The organism is Methylobacterium sp. D48H (genome assembly GCF_053345715.1).
The window spans coordinates 1-22,652 of the sequence record NZ_JBKFAP010000044.1 but is presented as its reverse complement, the minus strand read 5'-3'; the positions used below and the strand labels follow the sequence as shown (position 1 = coordinate 22,652).

The 22,652-nt window shown below is 72.1% G+C and carries 26 protein-coding genes and 1 rRNA gene; 12 read left to right on the top strand and 15 right to left on the bottom strand.

Annotated features, from left to right (window positions below):
- Positions 1-304, bottom strand: a 304-nt coding sequence (locus tag ACLBX8_RS30430; RefSeq protein ID WP_447716283.1) for a 1-deoxy-D-xylulose-5-phosphate synthase N-terminal domain-containing protein, incomplete at its 3' end; no start/stop codon positions are given.
- 235 nt (positions 305-539) lie between these two features.
- On the opposite strand from ACLBX8_RS30430, the gene ACLBX8_RS30425 reads away from it, so the two are divergent.
- The 4 genes from ACLBX8_RS30425 (at position 540) to ettA (ending at position 3,845) form a co-directional block, all read left to right on the top strand.
- On the top strand, positions 540-761 hold the full coding sequence (locus ACLBX8_RS30425) for a hypothetical protein (protein WP_056533022.1): 222 nt from the start codon (positions 540-542) through the stop codon (positions 759-761).
- Complete coding sequence (locus tag ACLBX8_RS30420) at positions 761-1,642, top strand: DNA/RNA non-specific endonuclease (protein ID WP_091928544.1); 882 nt, start codon at positions 761-763, stop codon at positions 1,640-1,642. Before ACLBX8_RS30425 ends, ACLBX8_RS30420 begins: the two co-directional genes overlap by 1 nt.
- A 9-nt stretch (positions 1,643-1,651) precedes the next feature.
- Positions 1,652-1,987, top strand: a complete 336-nt coding sequence (locus ACLBX8_RS30415) for a hypothetical protein (RefSeq protein WP_354456719.1) — start codon at positions 1,652-1,654, stop codon at positions 1,985-1,987.
- Between the two features lie 205 nt (positions 1,988-2,192).
- Positions 2,193-3,845, top strand: coding sequence for an energy-dependent translational throttle protein EttA (gene ettA / locus ACLBX8_RS30410; RefSeq protein ID WP_447701079.1), 1,653 nt, complete (start codon positions 2,193-2,195; stop codon positions 3,843-3,845).
- An 87-nt stretch (positions 3,846-3,932) separates the two neighbouring features.
- Here ettA and ACLBX8_RS30405 read toward each other — a convergent pair whose 3' ends face one another.
- Positions 3,933-4,880, bottom strand: coding sequence for an NAD-dependent epimerase/dehydratase family protein (locus ACLBX8_RS30405; RefSeq protein WP_447716282.1), 948 nt, complete (start codon positions 4,878-4,880; stop codon positions 3,933-3,935).
- 287 nt (positions 4,881-5,167) lie between these two features.
- On the opposite strand from ACLBX8_RS30405, the gene ACLBX8_RS30400 reads away from it, so the two are divergent.
- Both ACLBX8_RS30400 and ACLBX8_RS30395 read left to right on the top strand, forming a co-directional pair.
- The gene (locus ACLBX8_RS30400) at positions 5,168-6,361 is read left to right on the top strand and encodes an OpgC family protein (RefSeq protein ID WP_447716281.1); all 1,194 of its coding nucleotides are present in this window, start codon (positions 5,168-5,170) and stop codon (positions 6,359-6,361) included.
- 16 nt (positions 6,362-6,377) lie between these two features.
- Positions 6,378-6,551: a DUF2256 domain-containing protein gene (locus ACLBX8_RS30395; protein ID WP_170855278.1), complete on the top strand. Its 174-nt coding sequence runs from the start codon at positions 6,378-6,380 to the stop codon at positions 6,549-6,551.
- On the opposite strand, the gene ACLBX8_RS30390 is transcribed toward ACLBX8_RS30395, so the two are convergent.
- From ACLBX8_RS30390 to ACLBX8_RS30375, 4 genes are read right to left on the bottom strand one after another with little or no spacing between them, the layout of a single operon-like run.
- Positions 6,548-7,150, bottom strand: a complete 603-nt coding sequence (locus ACLBX8_RS30390; RefSeq protein ID WP_132369361.1) for a nucleotidyltransferase family protein — start codon at positions 7,148-7,150, stop codon at positions 6,548-6,550. The genes ACLBX8_RS30395 and ACLBX8_RS30390 overlap by 4 nt on opposite strands.
- Positions 7,143-8,195: a molybdopterin-binding protein gene (locus ACLBX8_RS30385; protein WP_447701082.1), complete on the bottom strand. Its 1,053-nt coding sequence runs from the start codon at positions 8,193-8,195 to the stop codon at positions 7,143-7,145. The genes ACLBX8_RS30390 and ACLBX8_RS30385 overlap by 8 nt, the downstream gene beginning before the upstream one ends.
- Complete coding sequence (locus tag ACLBX8_RS30380; protein ID WP_447701083.1) at positions 8,192-8,893, bottom strand: XdhC family protein; 702 nt, start codon at positions 8,891-8,893, stop codon at positions 8,192-8,194. Before ACLBX8_RS30380 ends, ACLBX8_RS30385 begins: the two co-directional genes overlap by 4 nt.
- A complete protein-coding gene (locus ACLBX8_RS30375) occupies positions 8,893-9,216 on the bottom strand; it encodes an XdhC family protein (protein ID WP_020096348.1) in 324 nt (107 codons plus the stop codon). Before ACLBX8_RS30375 ends, ACLBX8_RS30380 begins: the two co-directional genes overlap by 1 nt.
- Positions 9,217-9,596: 380 nt before the next feature.
- Between ACLBX8_RS30375 and ACLBX8_RS30370 the strand changes: the two genes are divergently transcribed.
- Positions 9,597-10,991, top strand: a complete 1,395-nt coding sequence (locus tag ACLBX8_RS30370) for an ATP-binding protein (protein WP_020096349.1) — start codon at positions 9,597-9,599, stop codon at positions 10,989-10,991.
- Positions 10,992-11,003: 12 nt separating this feature from the next.
- Here ACLBX8_RS30370 and ACLBX8_RS30365 read toward each other — a convergent pair whose 3' ends face one another.
- Positions 11,004-11,309: a hypothetical protein gene (locus ACLBX8_RS30365; protein WP_026605442.1), complete on the bottom strand. Its 306-nt coding sequence runs from the start codon at positions 11,307-11,309 to the stop codon at positions 11,004-11,006.
- A 178-nt stretch (positions 11,310-11,487) separates the two neighbouring features.
- Here ACLBX8_RS30365 and ACLBX8_RS30360 point away from each other — a divergent pair, with 178 nt between their 5' ends.
- Together ACLBX8_RS30360 and ACLBX8_RS30355 are read left to right on the top strand one after the other, a co-directional pair.
- Positions 11,488-11,679: a hypothetical protein gene (locus tag ACLBX8_RS30360; RefSeq protein ID WP_026605443.1), complete on the top strand. Its 192-nt coding sequence runs from the start codon at positions 11,488-11,490 to the stop codon at positions 11,677-11,679.
- A gap of 23 nt (positions 11,680-11,702) precedes the next feature.
- Positions 11,703-12,884, top strand: a complete 1,182-nt coding sequence (locus ACLBX8_RS30355; protein WP_447701084.1) for a pyridoxal phosphate-dependent aminotransferase — start codon at positions 11,703-11,705, stop codon at positions 12,882-12,884.
- A 189-nt stretch (positions 12,885-13,073) separates the two neighbouring features.
- Here ACLBX8_RS30355 and ACLBX8_RS30350 read toward each other — a convergent pair whose 3' ends face one another.
- The 3 genes from ACLBX8_RS30350 to ACLBX8_RS30340 all read right to left on the bottom strand — a co-directional run bounded on the left by ACLBX8_RS30350 (position 13,074) and on the right by ACLBX8_RS30340 (position 15,167).
- Positions 13,074-14,138: an esterase gene (locus ACLBX8_RS30350; protein ID WP_447701085.1), complete on the bottom strand. Its 1,065-nt coding sequence runs from the start codon at positions 14,136-14,138 to the stop codon at positions 13,074-13,076.
- Positions 14,139-14,249: 111 nt separating this feature from the next.
- Positions 14,250-14,762, bottom strand: coding sequence for a DUF533 domain-containing protein (locus ACLBX8_RS30345; RefSeq protein WP_447701086.1), 513 nt, complete (start codon positions 14,760-14,762; stop codon positions 14,250-14,252).
- Positions 14,763-14,831: 69 nt separating this feature from the next.
- A complete protein-coding gene (locus ACLBX8_RS30340) occupies positions 14,832-15,167 on the bottom strand; it encodes a hypothetical protein (RefSeq protein WP_447716280.1) in 336 nt (111 codons plus the stop codon).
- A gap of 249 nt (positions 15,168-15,416) precedes the next feature.
- Between ACLBX8_RS30340 and ACLBX8_RS30335 the strand changes: the two genes are divergently transcribed.
- Positions 15,417-16,301 (top strand): transglutaminase-like domain-containing protein, encoded by an 885-nt coding sequence (locus tag ACLBX8_RS30335; RefSeq protein WP_447701087.1) that lies wholly within the window; start codon positions 15,417-15,419, stop codon positions 16,299-16,301.
- A gap of 3 nt (positions 16,302-16,304) precedes the next feature.
- On the opposite strand, the gene ACLBX8_RS30330 is transcribed toward ACLBX8_RS30335, so the two are convergent.
- Complete coding sequence (locus ACLBX8_RS30330) at positions 16,305-17,333, bottom strand: alpha/beta hydrolase (protein ID WP_447716279.1); 1,029 nt, start codon at positions 17,331-17,333, stop codon at positions 16,305-16,307.
- A gap of 190 nt (positions 17,334-17,523) precedes the next feature.
- On the opposite strand from ACLBX8_RS30330, the gene meaB reads away from it, so the two are divergent.
- Both meaB and ACLBX8_RS30320 read left to right on the top strand, forming a co-directional pair.
- The gene (meaB, locus tag ACLBX8_RS30325; RefSeq protein WP_091683681.1) at positions 17,524-18,510 is read left to right on the top strand and encodes a methylmalonyl Co-A mutase-associated GTPase MeaB; all 987 of its coding nucleotides are present in this window, start codon (positions 17,524-17,526) and stop codon (positions 18,508-18,510) included.
- 144 nt (positions 18,511-18,654) lie between these two features.
- Positions 18,655-19,032, top strand: a complete 378-nt coding sequence (locus ACLBX8_RS30320) for a CsbD family protein (protein ID WP_447701088.1) — start codon at positions 18,655-18,657, stop codon at positions 19,030-19,032.
- 71 nt (positions 19,033-19,103) lie between these two features.
- Here ACLBX8_RS30320 and ACLBX8_RS30315 read toward each other — a convergent pair whose 3' ends face one another.
- The 4 genes from ACLBX8_RS30315 to rrf form a co-directional block, all read right to left on the bottom strand.
- Positions 19,104-19,889 carry a 3-hydroxybutyrate dehydrogenase gene (locus ACLBX8_RS30315; RefSeq protein WP_447701089.1) on the bottom strand — a complete coding sequence of 262 codons (786 nt, stop codon included), beginning with the start codon at positions 19,887-19,889 and terminating at the stop codon, positions 19,104-19,106.
- A 72-nt stretch (positions 19,890-19,961) separates the two neighbouring features.
- Positions 19,962-21,470: an ATP-binding protein gene (locus ACLBX8_RS30310; protein WP_447701090.1), complete on the bottom strand. Its 1,509-nt coding sequence runs from the start codon at positions 21,468-21,470 to the stop codon at positions 19,962-19,964.
- Positions 21,467-22,162 (bottom strand): response regulator transcription factor, encoded by a 696-nt coding sequence (locus ACLBX8_RS30305; protein ID WP_020096362.1) that lies wholly within the window; start codon positions 22,160-22,162, stop codon positions 21,467-21,469. Before ACLBX8_RS30305 ends, ACLBX8_RS30310 begins: the two co-directional genes overlap by 4 nt.
- A gap of 376 nt (positions 22,163-22,538) precedes the next feature.
- Positions 22,539-22,652: ribosomal RNA gene (gene rrf, locus ACLBX8_RS30300) — 5S ribosomal RNA — on the bottom strand; the annotation flags it as partial.

The following is a 22,652-nucleotide window of genomic DNA, read 5'->3' as shown; positions in this document are numbered from 1 at the left end:
GGAGCGTCCGGATGCGGTCGCGGCGCTCGGTGAGGATCTTGTGGGGGTAGCACTGGTGTCCGACGTCCCAGACGATGCGGTCGTCGGGGGTGTCGAACACGTGGTGCAGCGCCACGGTCAGCTCGACCACGCCGAGCCCCGAGCCGAGATGGCCGCCGGTGATCGAGACCGCGTCGATCATCTCGGCGCGCACCGCGTCCGCCACCGCCTGCAGCTCCGACTCCGGAAGACGCCGCAGCGCCGAAGGAGACGGAACGCGGTCCAGCAACGCCGATTGCTCAGGGGAGAGTGCCAATGCTCGCATCCGTTCGTTCGAGTATGGCGACGGCTCCGTCACGGGCCCTCGGCAACCGCGACGCCAGCAGCCCGGGGACACGCGTTCATGCTAGAACCCGCCCGTCCGTCGCTGTCATGATAGTGCCAGTTACGGACGATCGGCGGCGCGATCAATGTCGGGCCGGCGTTTTTTTCAGTCACGTGCCCTTAACGCCACAAGAGGTTCGCCTTTGAATCCGGCTCGTCTGTGCACAATCCTGCTCATGTTCGCGATTACGGGTCACGGCCAAGCTTACGCCCAGCCGCGGCCGCCGGACGGCAATCTCGACTTCCTCTGCAACTTCCTCGGCGACTGCCCGGCGCGGGTCGCGCCGGGCGGTCCCGATCGCGATGCCCGCCCGTTCAGCAACAGCCTCGGCCGGCCCTGCGCGTGGCGGGACCGCCCGACCCCGGAGGGCGTCCGCCGGGTCCGCGTCTGCTGGTGATGCGGGCACCGACGCTCGCCGCCGCGGTCCTGACCCTCGCGCTGGGCGCGCCCCCGGTCCGCGCCCAGGATTCCTGTCCGGCCCTGTTCGCGGACGGGCAGACGCCCGTCCTCACGAATCCGAAGCTCGCCGTCCGCGCGGTCCCGCTGTGCTTCGAGGCCTTCGCGGTCCTGCATTCCGGCGTGACGCGCACGCCGCTCTACGCCGCCGAGCACCTCACCCGCGCCAGCGTCGCGGCGGCCCGGGCGGTGGCCCGCGACGATTCCTTCCACGAGGAGACGCGCCTGCCGGAGGATCAGCGCGCCGCGCTGGAGGATTACGTCCGCAGCGGGTTCGACCGGGGCCATCTCGCGCCGGCCGGGGACATGCCGACCCTCGCCGCCCAGGCCGAGTCGTTCAGCCTCGCCAACATCGTGCCGCAGAACCGCGTCCTGAACCGGGGGCTCTGGGCGGATATCGAGGAGAGCACCCGGCGCCTGGCCACACGCCGGGGCGCGCTGTTCGTCGTCACCGGGGTGATCTTCGCGGGCGACGCGGTGCAGCAGATCAAGGGCGGCGTGCTCGTCCCGACGCAGCTCTTCAAGGCCGTGTACGACCCGTCGCGCGGCGAGGCGGGCGCCTACCTCGCCCGGAACGACGATTCGAAGGACTGGCGCGCCCTGTCGATCGACGATCTCCGCCAGGAAGCCGGCATCGACGTCTTTCCCGGCCTGCCGCCCGCGGCCCGGGCCACCGCGATGGGGCTGCCGGATCCCCAGGCCTCCGCCCGCGCGGAGGAGCGCCGGCCCCGGCACGAGCAGACCTGGCAGGACTGGCTCGAGCGCGAACTCACCCGCGCCCTGCGCAAGCTCGTCCGCGACTTCCTGCGCACGTTCTTCTGAGAGGACCCGATGCCCGAGGACAAGCGACGCGCCCGGCCCAAGAGGGGGAGCCCGGACAGCGAGAGCCGGGACAGCGAGAGCCCAAACACCCGGGGCTTCGCGCCGTTCGCCGACGATGCCGGCGTGCGCTCCGTCGGCGCCCTGAGCTTCGAGAACGGCAAGGACCGGATCGCCCTGCACGGGTCCCTCGACCTGACCCGCGACCGGACCGGCCTGGAGCAGGCCAGGCTGCTCCGGGAGACGCTGGACGCGATCGTGAAGGCCCTGGAGGCGTCCGACCTGCCGGACGCGGTGGCGGAGGTGCCGGACGCGCCGCCGGGAACGGTCAAGAACCCCTTCGCGTGAGCGTTCCGGCGCCCGCCGGCGGCGGGCCCGTCCTTGCCGGGTCCTTGCCGCGTCCTTGCCGCGTCCCGGCGGGCCTGATACTCGGAGAGGGTCATTCCTATATCGTAGGGACGCGCGTCCAGGACGGGTGCTGAGGCCCGGTGCCTGACCCGTGCCGCTGGCACGATCCGCGCGGTCCCGAACAACGCGCCGAGGACGATCCGCGATGGCTCGCGAATTCATCTACCACATGCGGGGCCTGACCAAGGCCTATACCGGCGGCAAGAAGGTCCTGGATAGCGTCAACCTGTCCTTCTACCCGGACGCCAAGATCGGCGTGCTGGGCATCAACGGCGCCGGCAAGTCGACCCTGCTGAAGATCATGGCGGGCATCGACAAGGAGTTCACCGGCGACGGCTGGGTCGCGCAGGGCGCGCGCGTCGGCTACCTGCCGCAGGAGCCCCAGCTCGACCCCAACAAGACCGTCCGCGAGAACGTGATGGAGGGCGTCGCCGAGAAGCAGGCCATGCTCGACCGCTACAACGAGCTCGCCATGAACTACTCGGAGGAGACCGCCGACGAGATGACCGAGCTCCAGGACCGGATCGAGTCGCTGGGTCTCTGGGAACTCGACTCGAAGGTCGACCAGGCCATGGAGGCCCTGGGCTGCCCGAGCGACGAGCAGCCGGTCGCCACCCTGTCGGGTGGCGAGCGCCGCCGCATCGCGCTCTGCCGCCTGCTCCTGTGGGAGCCGGAACTGCTGCTGCTCGACGAGCCGACCAACCACCTCGACGCCGAGACGGTGAACTGGCTGGAGGGCCACCTGCGCCAGTACCCGGGCGCGATCCTGATCGTGACCCACGACCGCTACTTCCTCGACAACGTCACGAGCTGGATCCTGGAGCTCGATCGCGGCAAGGGCATCCCGTACGAGGGCAACTACTCGGCGTGGCTGGTCCAGAAGCAGAAGCGCCTGGAGCAGGAGGGCCGGGAGGACATGGCCCGCCAGCGCTCCATCGCCCGCGAGCAGGAGTGGATCGCCGCCTCGCCGAAGGCGCGCCAGTCCAAGTCGAAGGCCCGCATCACCCGCTACGAGGAGCTGGTCGCCAAGCAGAACAACAAGGTCGATGCCGCCGCGCAGATCGTCATCCCGATCGACGAGCGGCTCGGCAACAACGTCATCGAGTTCGAGCACCTCAGCAAGGCGTTCGGCGACCGGCTGCTGATCGAGGACCTGTCGTTCAAGCTGCCCCCGGGCGGCATCGTCGGGGTGATCGGCCCGAACGGGGCCGGCAAGACCACCCTGTTCAAGATGATCACCGGCCAGGAGAAGCCCGACAGCGGCAAGATCGACGTCGGCGAGACCGTGAAGCTCGGCTACGTCGACCAGTCGCGCGACGCCCTCGATCCGAACGCCACGGTCTGGCAAGAGGTCTCGGGCGGCAACGATATCATCTATTTCAACAAGCGCGAGATCAATTCGCGCGCCTACTGCGCGGCCTTCGCGTTCAAGGGACCCGACCAGCAGAAGAAGGTCGGCACCCTCTCGGGCGGCGAGCGCAACCGGGTGCACCTCGCCCGGACCCTGAAGGGCGGCGCCAACGTGCTGCTCCTCGACGAGCCGACCAACGACCTCGACATGGAGACCCTGCGCGCCCTCGAGGACGCGCTGGAGGACTATGCCGGCTGCGCGGTCATCATCAGCCACGATCGCTGGTTCCTGAACCGCATCGCGACGCACATCCTGGCCTTCGAGGGCGACAGCCACGTCGAGTGGTTCGAGGGCAACTTCTCCGACTACGAGGCCGATAAGGTCCGCCGGCTCGGGGCGGATTCGATCATGCCGAAGAAGATCAAGTACAAGCGCTTCTCGCGCTGAGACCGGTCGCGGCTCTGGAGCGCCGCCGGCGTTCCGGAGCCGCGCGCCCGTCCGAGGGCGTTGCCGTCACCTCTGCCCGGTGACGGATCACCGGAGGCGCGCCCGCGCCTCCGCCAGGATCGTCGCCAGGCTCTGCGCGAGCGGGATGGCCGGGGCCCATCCGGTGGCGGTCGCGAAGGCCGCGGGGTCGCAGCCCTCGCTGCGCACGCCCGCCGGGCGGACCCGGCCGGGCGCGACGCGCAGGTCGAACCGCGCCTCCGTCAGGCCGCGCAGCGTCTCCAGGATGTCGGAGACCGGTGTGACGACCCCCGATCCCACGTTGAAGATGCCGCCGTCCGGCAGCTCGTCGATCCGGGCGATCACGTGCAGGCACGCCGCGGTGACGTCGGCCACGTCGAGGAAGTCGCGCCCCGCCGAGAGGTCGCCGACCTCCAGGCTCGGCGGCGCCAGCCCCCGCTCGATGCGGGCGATCTGACCGGCGAAGGAGGCGACCACGAAGGTCTCGCTCTGCCCGGCCCCGATGTAGTTCGACGGCCGCAGCACGAGATGCTTGATCCGGGCATTCGCCAGCACGTCGCGGAGGATGTACTCGCAGGCGTTCTTAGTCCGGCCCGAGATCGTGTCAGGGCGCGGCGTGACGCTCTCGTCCGGGCGCGGGCAGGCGCGGAACACCTCGCCGTAGACGACCGTGGAGCTGAGGAAGACCAGCGCCGCGCGGGTCCGCGCCACCGCCTCGGCGAGGTTGAGGGTGCCGAGCAGCTCCGCCCGCCAGGCGTAGGACGGCGTCTCGCTCGACTGCGCCACCGAGGCCAGCGCCGCGAGGTGGAACACGCAGGTCGGGTCGAAGGCCGCGACCGTCTCGGCGAGCTCGCGCGCGTCGAACGGGTCCACGGCCCTCAGCGTCACGCCGTCGAGGGGCGGTGGCGGGCTCCGGTCGAGGCCGAGGATGGGGCTGCCCGGCGGCAGGTCCCGACGCAGCGCCTCGAGCAGGCGGCGGCCGAGATAGTCTCCCGCTCCGGTGACGAGGACGCGCATGCCCCTTGCCCTCAACCCTGCCACGAACCCAGCGACGCGCCCCGTGCCGGCGCGGGCGCCGGGAACCGGGATCGTCGGCCGCGTCTATACCGCGCCTTGCCGCGACGCGAGAGAGCGGCGCGGCCAACGGCCGCCGCGGCGGGCGGATCATCGGCGCGCGCCCGCCGTTGTGCACATCCGAACAAAGGCGCGTGATCGGCGGGGCCTCGGGCGGCCGGCGCGCTATGGTTGCACCGCGGCCCCGGCCGCTCCGCGTCCGGACGGAGAGCGCCACGGTGATGGGCTGAGTGACGCGCCTCGACGATCTCGAACGGCCCGGCGCCGCGGAACCGCGGGCGCTCCCCCCACCGCCCGCGGAGGCACGGCCGGCGAAGCCCGCGCGCGACGCGCGGGTCGACGTGGTGCGCGGCTTCGCGCTCCTCACGATCTTCATCGACCACATCCCGCGGAACGCGCCGGCCCTGCTGACGCTGCACAATTTCGGGTTCTCGGACGCCGCCGAGATCTTCGTTCTGCTGGCCGGCTACTCGTCGATGATCGCCTACGGCGGGCTGTTCCGGCGCGCCGGGATCCGGACGGCGCTCACGCGCATCGCCAAGCGCTGCCTGCGCATCTACCTGTTCCAGGCCGGGCTGCTGCTCGCGACCCTGGTCATCGTCCGGATCTGGATGGACCTTACCGGCCTGACGCCGCGATTCGGCGTCGCGCCGCTGCTGCAGATGGGTCTCCTGCCGGGTCTGCTGCGCGGCCTCGCGCTGAACGCGCTGCCGAACTACCTCGACATCCTGCCGCTCTACATCCTGCTGCTGGCGCTGTTCCCGCTGATCTATCTCGGGATGCGGCGCGGGATCTGGGGCGTGCTGGGCCTGTCGGGCGCCCTCTGGCTCGCCGCCAACGTCGATCACCAGCTGAACCTCCCGAACGCCGCGGCGGTGGATGACGGGTGGTACTTCAACCCCTTCGCGTGGCAGTTCCTGTTCGTGATCGGCGCGGCGCTCGCGGTCACGGTCCGCGCCCATGACGGCCTGCTGCCGCGGCGCGGCTGGGCCGTGGCGGCGGCCACGGCCTACCTCGCCTTCGCGTTCCTGCAGGGCGGGTCCTGGGCGGAGTGGGGGCTTCCGGACCTCCGGCCGCTGGCGATCGGGCCGCCCGACAAGAGCCACGTCGCGCCCCTGCGCCTGATCAACATGCTGGCGCTGGCCTACCTGCTGTTCAGCGCGCCCGCCGTGGCCCGCGCGAGCCGGTGGCGGCGGCTGCGCCTCGTCGACGCCTGCGGGCGCCACTCGCTGGAGATCTTCGCCGCCGGATGCCTGGCGGCGCTGATCGGCCGCATCCTCTACCGGACCTTCGACCCCACCTGGCCGCTGCAGATCGCGGTCAATGTCGGGGGGATCGCGGTCATGCTCGGCCTCGCCCACGTCCTGGACGCGCGCCTGCGCCGGGCGGCCGGGACCGGCCCCGACGCGCGCCGGCCCGGATAGGCCGGGAGGAGCCGCGATGCCGCCGATGCGCCGCAAGGGCGATCTGCCGGAGAAGATCTGCGCCCAGTGCGGCCGCCCGTTCGCGTGGCGCAAGAAGTGGGAGCGCGTCTGGGACGAGGTCCGCTACTGCTCGGACCGGTGCCGGGCCGAGGCGAAGGCCGCGCGCGGGCGCGACGCGGCGGGGCGCTAACCGCGCAGCGCGGCCAGCGCGTCCGGCGTGTCGACGTCGAGGGCGGTCGCCGGGTCGCCCGGGATCTCCAGCACGTCCGGCCGCCCCTTCAGGAGCGGCCCCGCGCCGTGGTCGCCGGCGAGGCGGGCGATGTCCGGGCCGAGGCGGCGCAGGTTGAGCAGCACCGGATTCCCGCGCCGGCCGGCCTGCACCGGCACCACGGCCGCCGGCGGCTCCGCGGCGCCCGCAGACGCCTCCGCGAAGGCCTCGGCGAGGCGGTCGAGATGCGCGGCGGTGACGCGCGGCATGTCGCCCAGCACGACGATGGCGGCCGTGCAGGTGGCGGGCAGCGCCGCGAGGCCGGCGCGCAGCGAGCTCGCGAGGCCGGAGCGGTAGTCCGGATTGTCGACGCGGACGAGGTCGAGCCCCGCCAGCGCGTCGCGGACCGCCGCCGCGTGCGCGCCGAGCACGGCGACCACCGGCCGGGGACGGGCGCCGAGGGCCGCCTCCGCGGCGTGGCGCACCAGCGGCCGCCCGTCGAGGGGTGCGAGCAGCTTCGGCGCGGCGCCGAACCGGCTGCCGAGGCCCGCGGCGAGCAGGATCGTGCCGATCTCAGGCACCCCTGTCCTCCGCCCCCGGATCCGGCTCGTCCGCCGCGGCCGCGCCGCCGGCGCGGGGCTGCGGGCGCGAGACGATCTCCATGAGCAGGCCGCCGACGCCGAGGGCGACGATGTCGGCCCGGGTCACGGTCAGGTCCGCCAGCAGGCGGTGGAGGATCCAGTCGAAGCCGTTCTCCTTGGGCGAGCGGGCGCAGCCCGGCGCGCCGATCACCGGCACGCCGCCGCGGGCGCCGACGAGGAGCAGGTTGCCGGGGTCGACCGGCATCCCGAGATGGTCGACCCGGCCGCCCGCCGCCGCGATGCCGGCCGGGATGACGTCGCGCCGGTCGGCGATCGCCGAGGCGCCGAACACCACCACGAGGTCGGCCCCGGCGCGGTCGATCATCTCCGCCAGGGACGCCGCCACGGAGGCGGCGGTGTGGGGCACCCGGGTCTCGGCCACGATCGCGGCGCCCGCGGGCGCGAGGCGGTCGGCCAGGGCCCGGAGGGTCTTGTCGATCGTCGTCTCCTTGAGGCTCGGCAGGCGCGTCGAGACCACGGCCACCCGGCGGCGGCGATACGGCACCACCGCGAGGACGTCCCCCTCGGCGGCCGCGCAGGCCCGGGCCAGCACGGCGCCCGGCACGGCGTAGGGGATGATCTTCACCGTGGCGACCATCTCGCCCTCGACCACCGGCCGGAAGCGCGGCAGCGTCGCCACCGTCACCGCCTCGTCGACGGCGTTGACCGCGTCGATCCGGGCCGGATCGAGGGTGAGCACCCCCGCCGTCTCGGCGAACAGGTTGCTGCGGCCGGTGAAGGGCGCCTCGACGCGCAGGTTCGGCCCGCGCAGGCGCGCGGCGAGCCGCGCCGCGGCGGCGTCCTCGCCGACGTCGCCGGGCTCGAGCGTGGCCGCCACGATCTCCGACAGGCCGGCCCGCGCCAGGCCGGCGGCGGCCTCCGCGGCGATGACGGCGCCCTTGCGCAGGGTGATGTCGGCCCGCCGCACCGTGTGCGCGCTGATCAGCCCGGCCGAGTCCGCGACCGGGACGGTTCCGAACCTCACGCGACCTCCGGGCGGGGCACGCGGCGCAGGGCGGCGACGAGCTCGGCGAGCACCGCCAGGGCGATCTCGGCCGGGCTCACGGCGCCGATGGGCAGGCCGATCGGCGCGCGGATCCGGCCGATCTGCGCCGGCGTGAAGCCGGCCTCGGTGAGCCGCGCGACGCGCGCCGCGTGGGTCTTCCGGGAGCCGAGGGCGCCGACGTAGAAGCACTCGGCCGTCAGCGCCGCCTTCAGCGCGGGATCGTCGATCTTCGGATCGTGGGTCAGGGCCGCGAGGGCGCAGTAGCGGTCGAGGACCGGCACGCTGGTCCCGAGGGCGGCGTCCGGCCATTCGGCGACCAGCGCGGTGCCGGGGAAGCGCTCGGGGGTCGCGAAGGCGGTGCGCGGGTCGATCACCGTGAGCGCGAGGTCGAGCCCCGCGGCCATCGGCGCCAGGGCCTGCGAGATGTGGACCGCGCCGACCACCACGAGCCGCACCGGCGGCACCTGCACGGTGAGGAACAGGGTCCGCCCGCCCGCCTCGACGAGGCCGCTCTTGCCGGAGGCGAGGTGCTTCGCCAGCACGTCGGCGAGGGGATCGGCGGCGATCGCGTCCTCGCCGACGAGGCGCTGCGCGCCGTCGGCGATGTCGGTGATGAGGATCGCGGCGCGGCGCGCGGCCCGCGCGTCGTTGAGCGCCGCCAGGACGTCGCCGCGCATCAGTCGACCCGCTCGACGAAGACCCGGATCCGGCCGCCGCAGGACAGGCCGGCGCGCCACGCGGTCTCGTCCGCGACGCCGAATTCGAGGACGCGCGGCACGCCCGCCTCGATCACCTCGATCGCCTCGGTGATCACCGCGCCCTCGACGCAGCCGCCGGAGACGGAGCCGAGGAAATTGCCCTCGCCGTCGACCACGAGGTGGCTGCCCACCGGTCGGGGCGCCGAGCCCCAGGTCTCGATCACCGTGGCGAGGGCCACGGCGCGGCCGTCGCGCCGCCAGGACTGGGCGGCGGAGAGGATGTCTGTGTCTGTGCTGAGCATGGCCTCGTGGACTTCCGGCCGGCGGGCGCCCCCCGCCCCTCACAGGTATGGCCCGCGTGCCGCGGTGCAAGAAGCCCTCATGCTGAAGGGCGCGTCAGGAAACATTGGCCGAGATCGTCGGTCGGCCATACTCTGCACCCACGATCTTTCGCGGAGACGGCGCCCCGATTAGTGTCCGGCATGTCCAAACCACAGCCTCATCCTGAGGTGCCGGAGCGCGGCGGAGGCCTCGAAGGAGCCCTCCAGCCGGCCGCGCGACCCCTGGAGCCCTCCTTCGAGGCCCGCTGGCGCGGTCACCTCAGGATGAGGGCGTGGGGTGGACGTTTCGCTGAAACCGAGGCCCCTTTCGCCCGATGGGCCCGGCCCCGGCGCCCAGCGCCATGAACGCCCCGGATCCCGCCCTCGCCCGGGCGCTCCGCAAGGAGCCGCCGCGCTCGCCCCCGCGCCGCCTGTGGAAGCGCGTCAGCCGGGCGATCGGCGACGTCCTACCGAAGGGCCTCTACGCCCGCTCGCTGATCATCATCATCGCGCCGGTGGTCCTGCTCCAGTCGGTGATCGCCTACACCTTCATGGAGCGGCACTGGCAGCTCGTGACCAAGCGCCTGTCGGCGGCGGTCACGGCGGACGTCGCCGCGCTGATCGACATCTACGAGAGCTACCCGCAGGACAAGGATGCCGAGACCCTCGCGCGCATCGCCGGGGAGCGGCTGAACCTCGACCTCGACATCCTCAAGGGCGCCAAGCTGCCGCCCCCGGGCCCGCGCCCGTTCTTCTCGATCCTCGACGAGGCCCTGTCCGACGAGATCAAGCGCCAGATCCGAAGACCGTTCTGGATCGATACGGTCGGGCGCTCGAACCTCATCGAGATCCGCGTGGCGATCCCCGACGGGGTGATGCGCATCACCGCCCGGCGCAGCCAGGCCTACGCGTCGAACTCGCACATCTTCCTCGTGTGGATGATCGGCTCGTCGCTGGTGCTGCTCGGCGTCGCGATCCTATTCCTGCGCAACCAGATCAAGCCGATCCTGCGGCTCGCGGCCGTGGCGGAGGGCTTCGGCAAGGGGCGGGAGATCGAGTTCCGGCCCCGCGGTGCCCGCGAGGTGCGTCAGGCTGGCCACGCCTTCATCGAGATGAAGCGGCGCATCGAGCGGGCGATGGAGCAGCGCACGACGATGCTGAACGGAGTCAGCCACGACCTGCGCACCATCCTGACCCGGTTCCGCCTGTCCCTGGCGCTGATCGAGCAGACCGAGGAGATCGAGGATCTCAGCCGCGACGTCGACGAGATGAGCCGGATGCTGGAGGGCTACCTCGCCTTCGCGCGGGGCGATTCGGCCGAGCCCGCGACGCCCACCGACATGCGCGCCCTGCTGGAGGACCTGCGGACCGACGTCGAGCGCCTCGGCGCCCACGTCTCCGCGGTCGATCTCGCCGGCGCGCCCGAGGTCACGGTGCGGCCCGGCGCCTTCCGGCGCTGCCTGTTCAACCTCGCCGCCAACGCCGTCCGCTACGGCGAGACGGTGGCGATCTCCGGCCGGCTGGAGGCCCGGACCTTCCTCGTCTCGATCGACGATGACGGGCCCGGCATTCCGGCGGAGAGCCGAGAGGACGTGTTCAAGCCGTTCGTGCGGCTCGACGACGCGCGCCAGGATGCCGGCGGCTCCGGGCTGGGCCTGTCGATCGCCCGGGACATCGCCCGGGCCCACGGCGGCGACATAACCCTGCACGACAGCCCGCTCGGTGGCCTGCGGGCCACCGTCCGGGTCCCGGCCTGAGCCGGATCCGGCTCAGGTATCGGCGGGCCGGCGCAGGCGCAGGAACTCGGCCTGCACGTTGCGGATCAGGTGATCCATGCTCGCCTCGTCGAGGGCGGCGCTCGTCAGCCGGGCGCGCAGGCCGGCCTCGCCGTTCCAGGCGTAGCCGGCCTCGAACGGCAGGTGGCGTCGCAGGAGCGGGCTCACGACCGACTCGCGCCGGTAGGCGGGATGTCGCAGCAGCCGCCCGATATGGAGCGCCAGCGTCTCGACGCTGGAGGATCTGGAGCCTGAACTCCCCGCTCCCTTGCCTTTCGAATCGACCGATGCCCAACGCATACGTGTCCGCCCTCCCGGAGACGCCACTGTTGCGCGAAATGATTGCGCATCCATGAGCGTTCGGGCGAGCCGGCGAAAAACTGCAGCTCGCGGGGTCCCAACCTTCGCAGCACGGTGATATGCAGGGGCGCTTTCCCAGGGCCGCGGTCAGCCGCGCGCCGGATCCCGAGTGCCGAACATGAACCCGCTCGTCCCGCTCTTCGCCCTCATCTCGCTGCCGCTAGCGGCCATCGGGCTCGTGCTCTACACCGATGAGGGCATCAACCCGGACCTGTTCTACGCCTCCGTGAAGACCTTCGTGATCCTGGGCGCGATCGCCGCGGCGATGTCGTTCGGCGCGATGAAGCTCTCGGAGCGGTCCAAGCACTGACGACCCACCACCCGGAGGGCGCGATGCTGCACGTGGTCCCGGCCTTCTCGCGCATCGGCGAGGAGAACGCCTTCGCGGTTCTGGCGCGGGCCCAGGCCCTCGCCGCGCAGGGTCGGGACGTGATCAACCTCGGCATCGGCCAGCCGGACATGCCCACGCCCGCCCACGTGGTCGAGGCGGGGATCAAGGCGCTGCGCGACGGACACCACGGCTACACGCCGGCGGTCGGCATCCCGCAGCTCCGCGAGTCGGTGGCCCGCGACATCCACCGCCGCCACGGCGTCGAGGTCTCGCCGGATTCCGTGATGATCGTGCCGGGCGGCAAGGTCACCATGTTCATGGCGATCCTGATGTTCGGCGTGCCCGGGACCGAGATCCTGTATCCGGACCCCGGCTTCCCGATCTACCGCTCGATGATCGAGTTCACCGGGGCGACGCCCGTGCCGTTGCCGATCCGCGAGGAGAACGGCTTCGCCTTCTCGGCGGCCGAGACCCTGGCGCTGATCACGCCGAAGACGCGGCTGCTGATCGTCAACTCGCCCGCCAACCCCACCGGCGGCGTGACGCCGAAGGCCGAGATCGACGCCCTGGTGAAGGGCCTCGCCGAGCACCCCGACGTCGCGGTGCTGTCGGACGAGATCTACGGCACCATGACGTACGACGGCGAGACCCACCACTCGCTGCTGAAATATCCCGAGATCCGCGACCGGCTGGTCTACCTCGACGGCGCGTCGAAGACCTACGCGATGACCGGCTGGCGGCTCGGCTGGTCGGTCTGGCCGAAGCCGCTCTACGACGCGGCGCGCAAGCTCGCGGTCAACGCGCATTCCTGCGTCAACGCGGCGACCCAGTGGGCCGGCATCGCGGCGCTCGACGGACCGCAGGCTTGCGTGGCCGAGATGGTCGCCGAGTTCGACCGGCGCCGGGCGATCGTGGTCGACGGGCTGAACGCCCTGCCGGACGTCTCCTGCATCGCGCCCAAGGGCGCGTTCTACGCCTTCCCGAACATCGCCCGGACCGGCTGGAAGGCGAAGCCCCTGGCCTCGACCCTCCTAGAGGAAGCGGGCGTGGCGGTGATCGGCGGTCCGGATTTCGGCGTCCACGGCGAGGGCTACCTCCGCCTGTCCTACGCCAATTCGGCCGAGAACATCCGGCGGGCGCTGGAGCGGATGGGCACGTTCCTCAGCACGCACAGGCCGGGCTGAGACCGCGCCCCGTCACCGACCTCGGCAGGGACGCCATCATCCGCGCCGCCGTCCTCGCGAGCGCGGCGAAGCGATCCAGTCGGCGCGACGACCGCAGAGGCCGGGCAGCCCTGGGTCACTTCGCTGCGCTCGCGATGACGGTTGTGGCGATCGAACCGTTTGAACGCACACCGGTTCGACCGGCACGCCTCAGGACTTGCCGGGCGCCCGCTTGTCGATCCAGCCGACCAGCCAGTCGGCGATGTCGAGGCTGTTCTTGTCCTGCATCAGCATGTGCGAATTGCCGTGGATGCCGATCTCGGGCAGCAGGATCAGCTCCGCCTTGCCGCCCGCGGCGTTGGCGGCCGCCACGAAGCTGCGGCATTGCTTGAGCCGCGGCGCCCAGCGGGGCGAGGCGTCGACGTAGTCGCCGAACAGGACGAGGATCGGCAGGTCCTTGTAGGGCGCGAGGTCGTCCTTGGCCGGGTCCGGGCAGGCGGCCGGCTCGATGGCCACGATGGCGCGCAGGCCGGTCCGATCGAGGGCGGCGGTCTGGAACGGGTAGATCCCCGACTGCGAGTGCGAGATCAGCACCGCGCCCTTGAGCCGCTTGGCGAGCTCCGACAGGGCCGGCACGGTCGGGTTCGGCACCGGCAGGGCGGCCGACCAGTCCGGGACCATCTGCTTCCAGAACTCGCCCTGGGCCTCCAGGGGGAACTGCATGCCGGGGAACACCTTCGGGTATTCCGGCCCGAACCGGAAGATCGCCCAGGCCGGCTCGCGCCCGGCCGAGAACACGGCCGGCAGCGTCTTGGGGTCGGCCTGCCCCGTCTTCACGGCGTTGATCTGGGCCGGGCTCGCCGCCGAGCGGCCGCGCCAGGCCTGGTCGATCACGTAGGTCGGGAAGCCGCGCCGGACGAGATACTCGTCCCAGCCCATGCGCCCGTCGGGCGTCGTCTCCCAGGTCTTGCCGGTGAGGCAGCAGCCGTGGATCAGGACCAGCGGCGGCCGTGCGGCATTCACCGGGACCTGATAGCGGACGTAGATCTGGTCGACGCTGATCGTGCCCGACGGCGCGTAGGCCGGCAGCGTCGAGAGCGTGTCGGACTGGACGTCGCGGCCGCCGACGAAGAAGCTGCCCTGCTCGGCGATCGTCAGGGGGCCGGCGGCCGGATCGGCCGCGCGCGCGGAGCCGCCGGCGATCAGCATGGCTGCGACCAGCGCGCAGGCCCGCCGGCGGGCGCGCCCGGGCGCGGGCACTGACAGTCCTGCCATGAAATGTCCCGTCCTCCCGCGCGCGGGCCGTCCTCCGGACCCGTCGTCGCGCGGGAGCCTAGCACGAAGCTCGGCCGCCGTGGGAGATCCGCCCTTCGGGCAGGTTGCCAGTCAGGCTCCGATGTCGCGCTCGACACGCTCGACCGCCTCCGCGGGCAGGTCGAGGGCCTTGGCCAGCATCTTCAGGAACTGACGCTCCTGGAGCGTGTCGGGCTCGATGGCGAGTCGCGCCGCCGCGAAGATCCGCGCCGCCGCGTCGGGATCCGCGACCCGGTCGGCGATCGCGTCGACGTTGGCCGGGTCCGCGAGCTCGCGCTCGAGCCAGGCTCGACCGTCGGGATCGATGCCCGCCTCCGCCACGGCGGCGTCGAGGCGCTGGCGCTCCGCGGCGTCGACCATCCCGTCGGCCGTCGTGGCCGCCACCATGGCCCGCAGCATCAGCTGGGCCTCGTCCTCGTCGACCTTCGTGAAGTCCGGGGCCCCGGCCTCGGGCGGGGGCGCCCCGCGCAGCGCCCGATAGGCGAGGCCGCCGATCAGCGCCAGTCCGCCGAGGGCGGCACCGGCGGCGAGCCCGCCGCGCCTCGACCGCACGAGCGCGTCGACGATCCGTCTGCTGTCAGCCATGCCGTCCTCCCGGTTTCCGATCCAGATCGGATCGGAAACCTCCCGGGAGGCGGTCAGGTTCAGCCGCGCTCAGGCGTCGGCCTCGTCCTCGTCCTCGTCGATATCCACGAGGAAGACGATGTCGGCCTCGTCCTCGTCGTCCGAATCGGACCCGGTGTGGCGCGGATCCTCGACGAAATCACCCTCGCCGTCGTCCTCGGCGAGGGCGTCCTCGAAGGTCTCGACCTCGTCCTCGGTGGCGGCCCGGACCGTGAGCGCCGACGTGCCGTTCCAGACCGGCTTCCCGCCGGTCGTCATGGTCCGGATGTCTTCCTTGAAGCCGTCACAGGTGAAGAGGTCCTTGGCGGACGCCTCGTCGCTGTTGATCACCGCAACGGCGGTGCCGTCGATCTCGAGCGTGAACATGGCCGGCATCCCTCTCGTAACCGTCCTCAGGCGCGCCCGGTCCGCGGGCTGGCGCACGGGTGCGACGCGCTGCCCCGGGAAGAAACGTCTCGGTTTCGTCCGTCTGACACGAGCGTCGCGCGGGGATGCTGTAGGGGTGAAGCGGACGGCCGCCAAGCCCGTCGCGGCCCGACCCGCACGATTCGGCGCGGCACGGATCCTGCGCCCATCGGGGCGGCCACAGTCTCGAACACGAAGGATCACCCGCGCATGCGGATCAGGCTCGGCTGCGAGATGCGCTACGCCTTCCCCTACCCCGTGCCCATGGTGGTGATGCTCAACGTGCATCCCTCCGGGGCGGCCGCCCTGGAGGCGCCCGACACGCTCCGGACCGATCCGCCCGTCCCGGTGACGATCTACCGCGACGGTTTCGGCAACCTGTGCGGCCGGCTGACCGCGCCTGCCGGAAACTTCACCGTCGGGACCGACGCCGTGATCCGCGACAGCGGGAGGCCCGATCCGGCGCACCCGGAGGCCGCGCAGCACGCGATCGAGGCGCTGCCCGCCGAGACGATCGTGTTCCTGCTCCCCAGCCGCTACTGCGAGTCCGACCTGCTGGCCGACGCGGCGTGGCGCCTCTTCGGCCATACCGAGCCCGGCTGGGCCCGGGTGCAGGCGGTCTGCAACTTCGTCCACGCCCACATCGCGTTCGGCTACGAGTTCGCCCATCGCGACCGCACGGCCGCGGACGCCTACGCGGGCGGGCGCGGCGTCTGCCGGGACTTCACCCACCTGGCCGTCGCGTTCTGCCGCGCCCTGAACATCCCGACCCGGTACTGCACCGGCTACATCAGCTTCATCGGCGAGCCCGAGCCGCACCCGGCGGGCGACTTCGCGGCCTGGATGGAGGTCTACCTCGGCGGCGCCTGGCACGTGTTCGACCCGCGCAACAACAGCCCGCGGATCGGCCGGGTCATGGTCGCGTACGGCCGGGACGCCGCGGACGTGCCGCTGACCCACACGTTCGGACCGAATCCCCTGGTGGGCTTCCGGGTCTGGGCCGACCGGATCGACCACCTGGACGCCTCGGGCGACGCGCCGGTCCTGCCGGAGGAGCCCCTGCCGCCGCAGAGCATGGCGACACGGACCGGGTGAGCGTCAGACGCCGGCGCCGCGGGCGATGGCGCGCTTGACCACGCCCTGGACGTCCGGGTTCGAGAGGAACAGGTCGTGGTTGATCAGGCCGCCGCCGTAATCGGAGGCGTCGGCGACGCGCACGCCGAGCGCCTCGAGCTTGGCGCGATCGGCGGCGCCGGCGCGCACGCCCCCCGCCAGCGCGGCGGAGAGCTCGAGCGCCCGGTCGTTGGTCGAGGAGATCACCGTGATCTTCGAGACGTCGGGTCCCATGCGGGCGACGCCGTTGGAGAACAGGTCGAAGTCGATGTCGGGGGCGGCCAGCACCACGGCGCCGATCCGCGACATCGCCGCCTCGCCCGCCTCGGCGCGGAGCATCCGCAGGGTCTCGAGGGTGAGGAGCGTGCCCATCGAGTGCGCGACGATGTTGATGCGGCGGCCGCTCGGCGAGGCGGCGAGCGCCTTCAGCAGGTCCTCGAAGGCGTCGCGCGACCAGAGGGCGCTCTCGCGATCGTAATTGTAGTCGAGGGTCGCGGCCGCCGACGGCCACGTGAACAGGCCGGAGACGCCGCGGAACCGGATCCCGTCCGAGAGCCGGGCGGCGCTGACCGCGGCCGATTCGAACGATTCGCGGTAGCCGTGGACGTAGATCAGCACGTCGCGTCCGAGGGCCGCCTGGGCGAAGGCCTCGGCGGCGCCCGGTCCGGATTCGGATTTCGGAACCGCGCCGATGGTCCAGTCGCCGGTGATGACGGACGAGACCTTGCCGAGCAGCGAGCGGTCGGGCGGTGACAGGCGCACCTCGGCGAAGCTCAGGCCGCGGCCGCGGTCGCTGCTGAAATACGGCGGCCGGGGCGGGTTGCCCACGGGCTTGCGGGTCGTGGCGACCAGCAGCACCGGCATGACGTCGAGGGCCGACTGCTTCTCGGGCAGCGCCGCCCCGGACCCGAGGTCGTCGGTGACGCAGGCGCCGAGCGACGGGGCGAGACCCGCGGCGCCCGCGAGCGCTCCGAAGCGAAGAAGGATGCGGCGTGAGACGATCTGGCTCGACATGATCCGGTTACGCTCGGGCGGGACGCCTTCCGTTGCCCAGGATCGTGACCATCGCGGGGCACGACCGCCGCGACGCGGCGTGAATAGCGGGCACGGCCGGGCTTGTGGTGGACGGGACACAGGCCGGCGATCCCCCGACCCCGATGCTCTCCCCCTCGACGGCGGCCGTCGCCGCGGCCATGAAGGGAGCATGACGCCGTCCATCGACATCGAGAGTCTCCGCGAGCGCCTGCTGCGCGGAGACCGCGCCGCTCTGGCCCGGGCCATCACGCTGGCCGAATCCAAGCGCGCCGATCACCGGGCGCTGGCGGCGAACCTGATCGACTCAGTGTTACCCGAGACCGGCCGGGCGATCCGCGTCGGCATCACCGGCGTCCCCGGCGTCGGCAAGTCGACCACCATCGACGCCCTCGGCTCGAACCTCACGGAGGCCGGTCACAAGGTGGCGGTGCTCGCGGTCGACCCGTCCTCCTCCAGGACCGGCGGCTCGATCCTGGGCGACAAGACCCGGATGGCGCGGCTGTCGCACGATCCCAAGGCCTTCATCCGCCCCTCCCCCTCCTCGGGCACGCTCGGCGGCGTCGCGGCCAAGACCCGCGAGACCATGCTGCTCTGCGAGGCCGCGGGCTTCGACGTGATCCTCGTCGAGACGGTCGGCGTCGGCCAGTCGGAGACGGCGGTGGCCGACCTGACCGACTTCTTCCTCGTGCTGATGCTGCCCGGGGCGGGCGACGAGCTGCAGGGCATCAAGAAGGGCATCCTCGAGCTCGCCGACATGATCGCGGTCAACAAGGCCGATGCGGGAGAGGCCGAGCAGCGCGCCAACGCGGCGGCCTCGGAATACCGGGCGGCGCTGCACATCCTGACCCCGGCCTCGGCCACCTGGACGCCGCCGGTGGTCACGATCTCGGGCTTCCACAACCTGCGCCTCGACGCGATGTGGGCGAAGATCGTCGACCACCGGGAGAAGCTCACGGCGACCGGCGAGATCCAGGCGAAGCGCCGGGCCCAGGACGTGAAGTGGATGTGGGCGCTCGTCGACGAGCGCCTGCACCAGCGCCTCGTCGGCTCCCCGGAGGTCCGCCGCCGCACGGCCGAGGCGGAGGCCGGCGTCGCCCGGGGCGAGACCTCTCCGGCCGCCGGCGCGGCGGCCATCGCCGAGCTGATCGGGCTCTGACCCGCTCCGCCGCCGCGATCGCGGGTCGAGGCGCACAATTTCGTGGCGATCGGGGGCACAAACGCCATCTCGCGCGTTCGGTGGACGACGGCGTAACGAGCGGCGCCGGTGTCGCGACGCCGCGCTCACGTCCAGGAGAGTGCCATGGTGGATACGGATCGGATCGTCGGCGGCGCCAAGGAGGCTGTCGGCAAGGTTCAGGGCGCGGCCGGCGACTTCGCGGGCTCCAACCGCGACTCGGTCGAGGGACGTTTCCGCGAGGCCCAGGGCCAGGCTCAGAACGTCTACGGCCAAGTGAAGGACAAGGCCCGCGACATCGCCGACCGGGCCGGTGACTACGCGAGCGACGCCTACGAGCGCGCCGGCGACGTCGCGGAGGACGTCTACCAGCGGGGCGGCTCGTACCTGCGCGACGGGCGCAGCGCCGGCGGCGCCCGGGTGGAGGAGAATCCCCTGGTCGCGCTGCTGATCGCGGGCGCGGTGGGCTACGGTCTCGCCCTGCTGGTCCACGGCCGCCGCTGACCGGGAGCGGCCCCGCCCGGCACGGGCGGGGCCGGCCCTCGGACGAGGCGGGCCTGTCGAGGCCGGTCGCGCTACTGCGCGGTCCAGCCCCCGTCCATGCTGATGTTGGCGCCGGTGATCTGGCTCGCCGCGTCGGAGCACAGGAACACCGCCAGAGCGGCCACTTGGTCGACGGTCACGAACTCCTTGGTCGGCTGCGCCTTCAGCATCACGTCCTCGATCACCTGCTCCTTGGTGAGGCCGCGGGCCTTCATCGTGTCGGGGATCTGCGCCTCCACGAGCGGCGTCCAGACATAGCCCGGCGAGATGCAGTTCACCGTGATCTTGTGGGGCGCGAGTTCCAGAGCCGCCGTCTTGCTCAGGCCCGCGATCCCGTGCTTGGCCGCCACGTAGGCCGACTTGAACGGCGAGGCCACCAGCGAGTGGGCCGAGGCCGTGTTGATGATCCGGCCCCAGCCCCGGGCCTTCATCCCGGGGATCGCCGCGTGCATCGTGTGGAAGGCCGAGGACAGGTTGATCGCGATGATCTGCTCCCACTTCTCGGCCGGGAACTCCTCGATCGGCGAGACGAACTGGATCCCCGCATTGTTGACCAGCACGTCGACGGCACCGAAGGTCTCCTCCGCCTCGCGCACCATGGCGGCGATCGCGTCGGGCTTGCTCATGTCGGCGGCCGAGTAACGGGCCTTGACCCCGTAGGCGCTCTCGATCCCGGCCCGCGTCTCCTCGATGGCGGTCGCGTCCCCGAACCCGTTGAGGACGACGTTGGTCCCCTCCGCCGCGAAGGCGCGCGCGATGGCGAGCCCGATGCCGCTGGTCGAGCCGGTGACGAGGGCGGTCTTGGTCTTGAGAGTCATGGAGCCTCCTGGGACGCGGGCGCCCGGCCGAACGGTCGGGGACGGCGCGCTCGCGGTGGGACAGGTCGCGACCTAAGTAGCGCGGGAAGGGGATGCCGGCACAGGGTCGCCCGGAGGCGGTGCGGGCACGATGTCACCGGCTGCCGGCTGCGGGCGCGGCGTGGCCGGGAACGCGATCTCGACCCGCAGGCCGGGCCCGTTATCGGCGAGCCGCAGGCTCCCGTGGTGCAGGCGCACGACGGCGTTGACGAGGCTGAGGCCCAGCCCGAAGCCGGGCCGCGAACGGGCGTCCTCGAGGCGCACGAACCGGTCGAGCACGCGGGCCCGTTCCGCCTCGGGAATGCCCGGGCCGTGATCGGAGACGGCGAGGCGGATCGACTCCCCGTCGCGCCACGCCTCGAGCGTCACGCTGGTCTCCGCACTCTCGGATTCGGCCCCATATTTCAGGGCGTTGTCGATGAGATTGGCGAGGGCCTGACCGATTAGCTCGCGGTTGCCCGCGATGGTGAGTGCGTCCTGCGCGTGCACGGCGAGCGTCAGCCCCTGATCCTCGGCGAGCGCCTCGTACAAGTCGCCGACGCTCCGGACCGTCTGGCCCAGATCCAGCGGCACGAGGATCTCCCGGGCAGACCCGGCCTCGAGCCGCGCGATCATCAGGAGGGCGTTGAACACTCGGATCAGCCCGTCGCCCTCCTCGATCACGGCTTCCAGCGCCGCGCGCAGCTCCTCCGGCGTGGAGGCGCGGCGCAGGGCCTCGTCGGCACGGTTGCGCAGGCGGGTCAGCGGCGTCTTGAGGTCGTGGGCGATGTTGTCGGAGACCTCGCGCATGCCGCGCATCAGCTCGCCGATGCGCTCCAGCATCTGGTTGAGGCTCGATGCGAGACGGTCGAGTTCGTCGCCGTTCCCGGCCACGTGGAGCCGGTCGTCGAGATCGCCGGCCATGATCGCGCGGGTTGTCTGAGTCATGGCATCGACGCGGCGCAGCACCCGGCTCGCCGCCAGCCAGCCCCCGATCACCCCGAGGATCACGACGGCGGCGAGCGAGGTGATGAACGCGCGCCCGATCACCGCCCGCAGCCGGTCGCGCTCCTCGGTGTCGCGCCCGACGAGCAGGCGGAACCCGCCCGGAAGGGTGAAGACCCGCACGATCGCCCGGTGCGCCTCGGCATCCGCGTCGTTGCGGCCGTAGCGCGTCTCGCTCTGGCCCGGCGTCGCCAGCACGGCGGCGGGCACGTAGCCGACATTGCCGACGACATGGTCGCCGCCGGCCGTGGTCACGAGGTAGAGCGAGGCGCCGGGCTCGCGGGAGCGCCGCTCCACCACGGTGATCAGCCGACGCAGGCCGCCGGCATTGTACTGTTCCGACAGCCCGTTGATCTCGGCGTCGATCGTGGAGACGATCTGGTCGTCGAGCACCGCGCGGGCGTTCCACGCGACGTACCCGAGCGCCAAGAAGGCGCAGAGGGCGAAGATCGCGAGGTAGGCCAGCGACAGCTTGAACGCGGTGGTGCGGAACAGCTTCTGGAAACGCGCCGCCGCGGTCTCGCGGGCGATCGGCGCGTCGGTCCAAACCTCGCTCACCCGGCCGCGCCCTCGTCGTAGCGCAGCACGTAGCCGGCGCCCCGGACCGTGTGGATGATCGGCGACGCGAAGCCCTTGTCGAGCTTGCTGCGCAGGCGCGAGACGTGGACGTCGATGACGTTGGTCTGCGGATCGAAGTGGTAGTCCCAGACATGCTCGAGCAGCATGGTGCGCGTCACGACCTGCCCGGCGTGCCGCATCAGGTACTCGAGGAGGCGGAACTCGCGCGGCTGCAGCGGGATCTCGCGGCCGGCCCGGGTCACCCGGTGCGAGAGCCGGTCGAGTTCCAGGTCACCGATCCGGTAGCGCGTCTCCTCCGCGGCGCCGGATCCGACCTGCCGCCGGGCCAGTGCCTCGGTGCGCGCCAGGAGTTCGGAGAACGCGTAGGGCTTCGGCAGGTAATCGTCGCCGCCGGCGCGCAGGCCCTTCACGCGGTCGTCGACCTGACCCAGCGCCGACAGGATCAGGGTCGGGGTGGCGACGTTCTGCTCGCGCAGCGACCGGATCAGCGACAGCCCGTCGAGCTTCGGCAGCATCCGGTCGACGATCAGCACGTCGTAGTCGCCCTCCCGGGCGAGCGCGTACCCGTCGAGGCCGTCATGCGCGCTGTCGGCGACGTGTCCGGTCTCGCGGAACGCCTTGACGAGATAGGCGGCCGCCTCGCGGTCGTCCTCGATGATCAGCAGTCGCATGGCCCCGTTCCATAGCGCGCCGCGCGAGTCGGGGGAACGTATCTCCATCAACATGGTCAAGCCGCTCCCCTCCCCCGTCGTGATGGACGGGCCGAGGCCGCGGACCTCGACCCGTCCCGAAGCGGCGCGCGGAGGACTCGGAGGGCGCGAGATCCGTCACCGGCTTCGTCCGCGTGGGCGATGGGCCACGCGCGGTTCGAGGATGATGGCGCGGGAGCGGTTACGGGACGCTCGCGGGAAGATGACTTCGCGGTAAGGCGGCCGCGGCGGGCTGGCCAACAGCGAAACGCCGACGGGCCGCTCTCGGAGAGAGCGGCCCGTCGGCGTCGCGGATCGGTGTTCGTGGTGAGGGAGTGTTTCTGATTGCGATGGGCAGGTCTGGCGGCGACCGACTCTCCCGTGTCTTGAGACACAGTACCATAGGCGCTGGCGTGTTTAACGGCCGAGTTCGAGATGGGATCGGGTTCTGGGCACGCCGCTCAGGCCACCA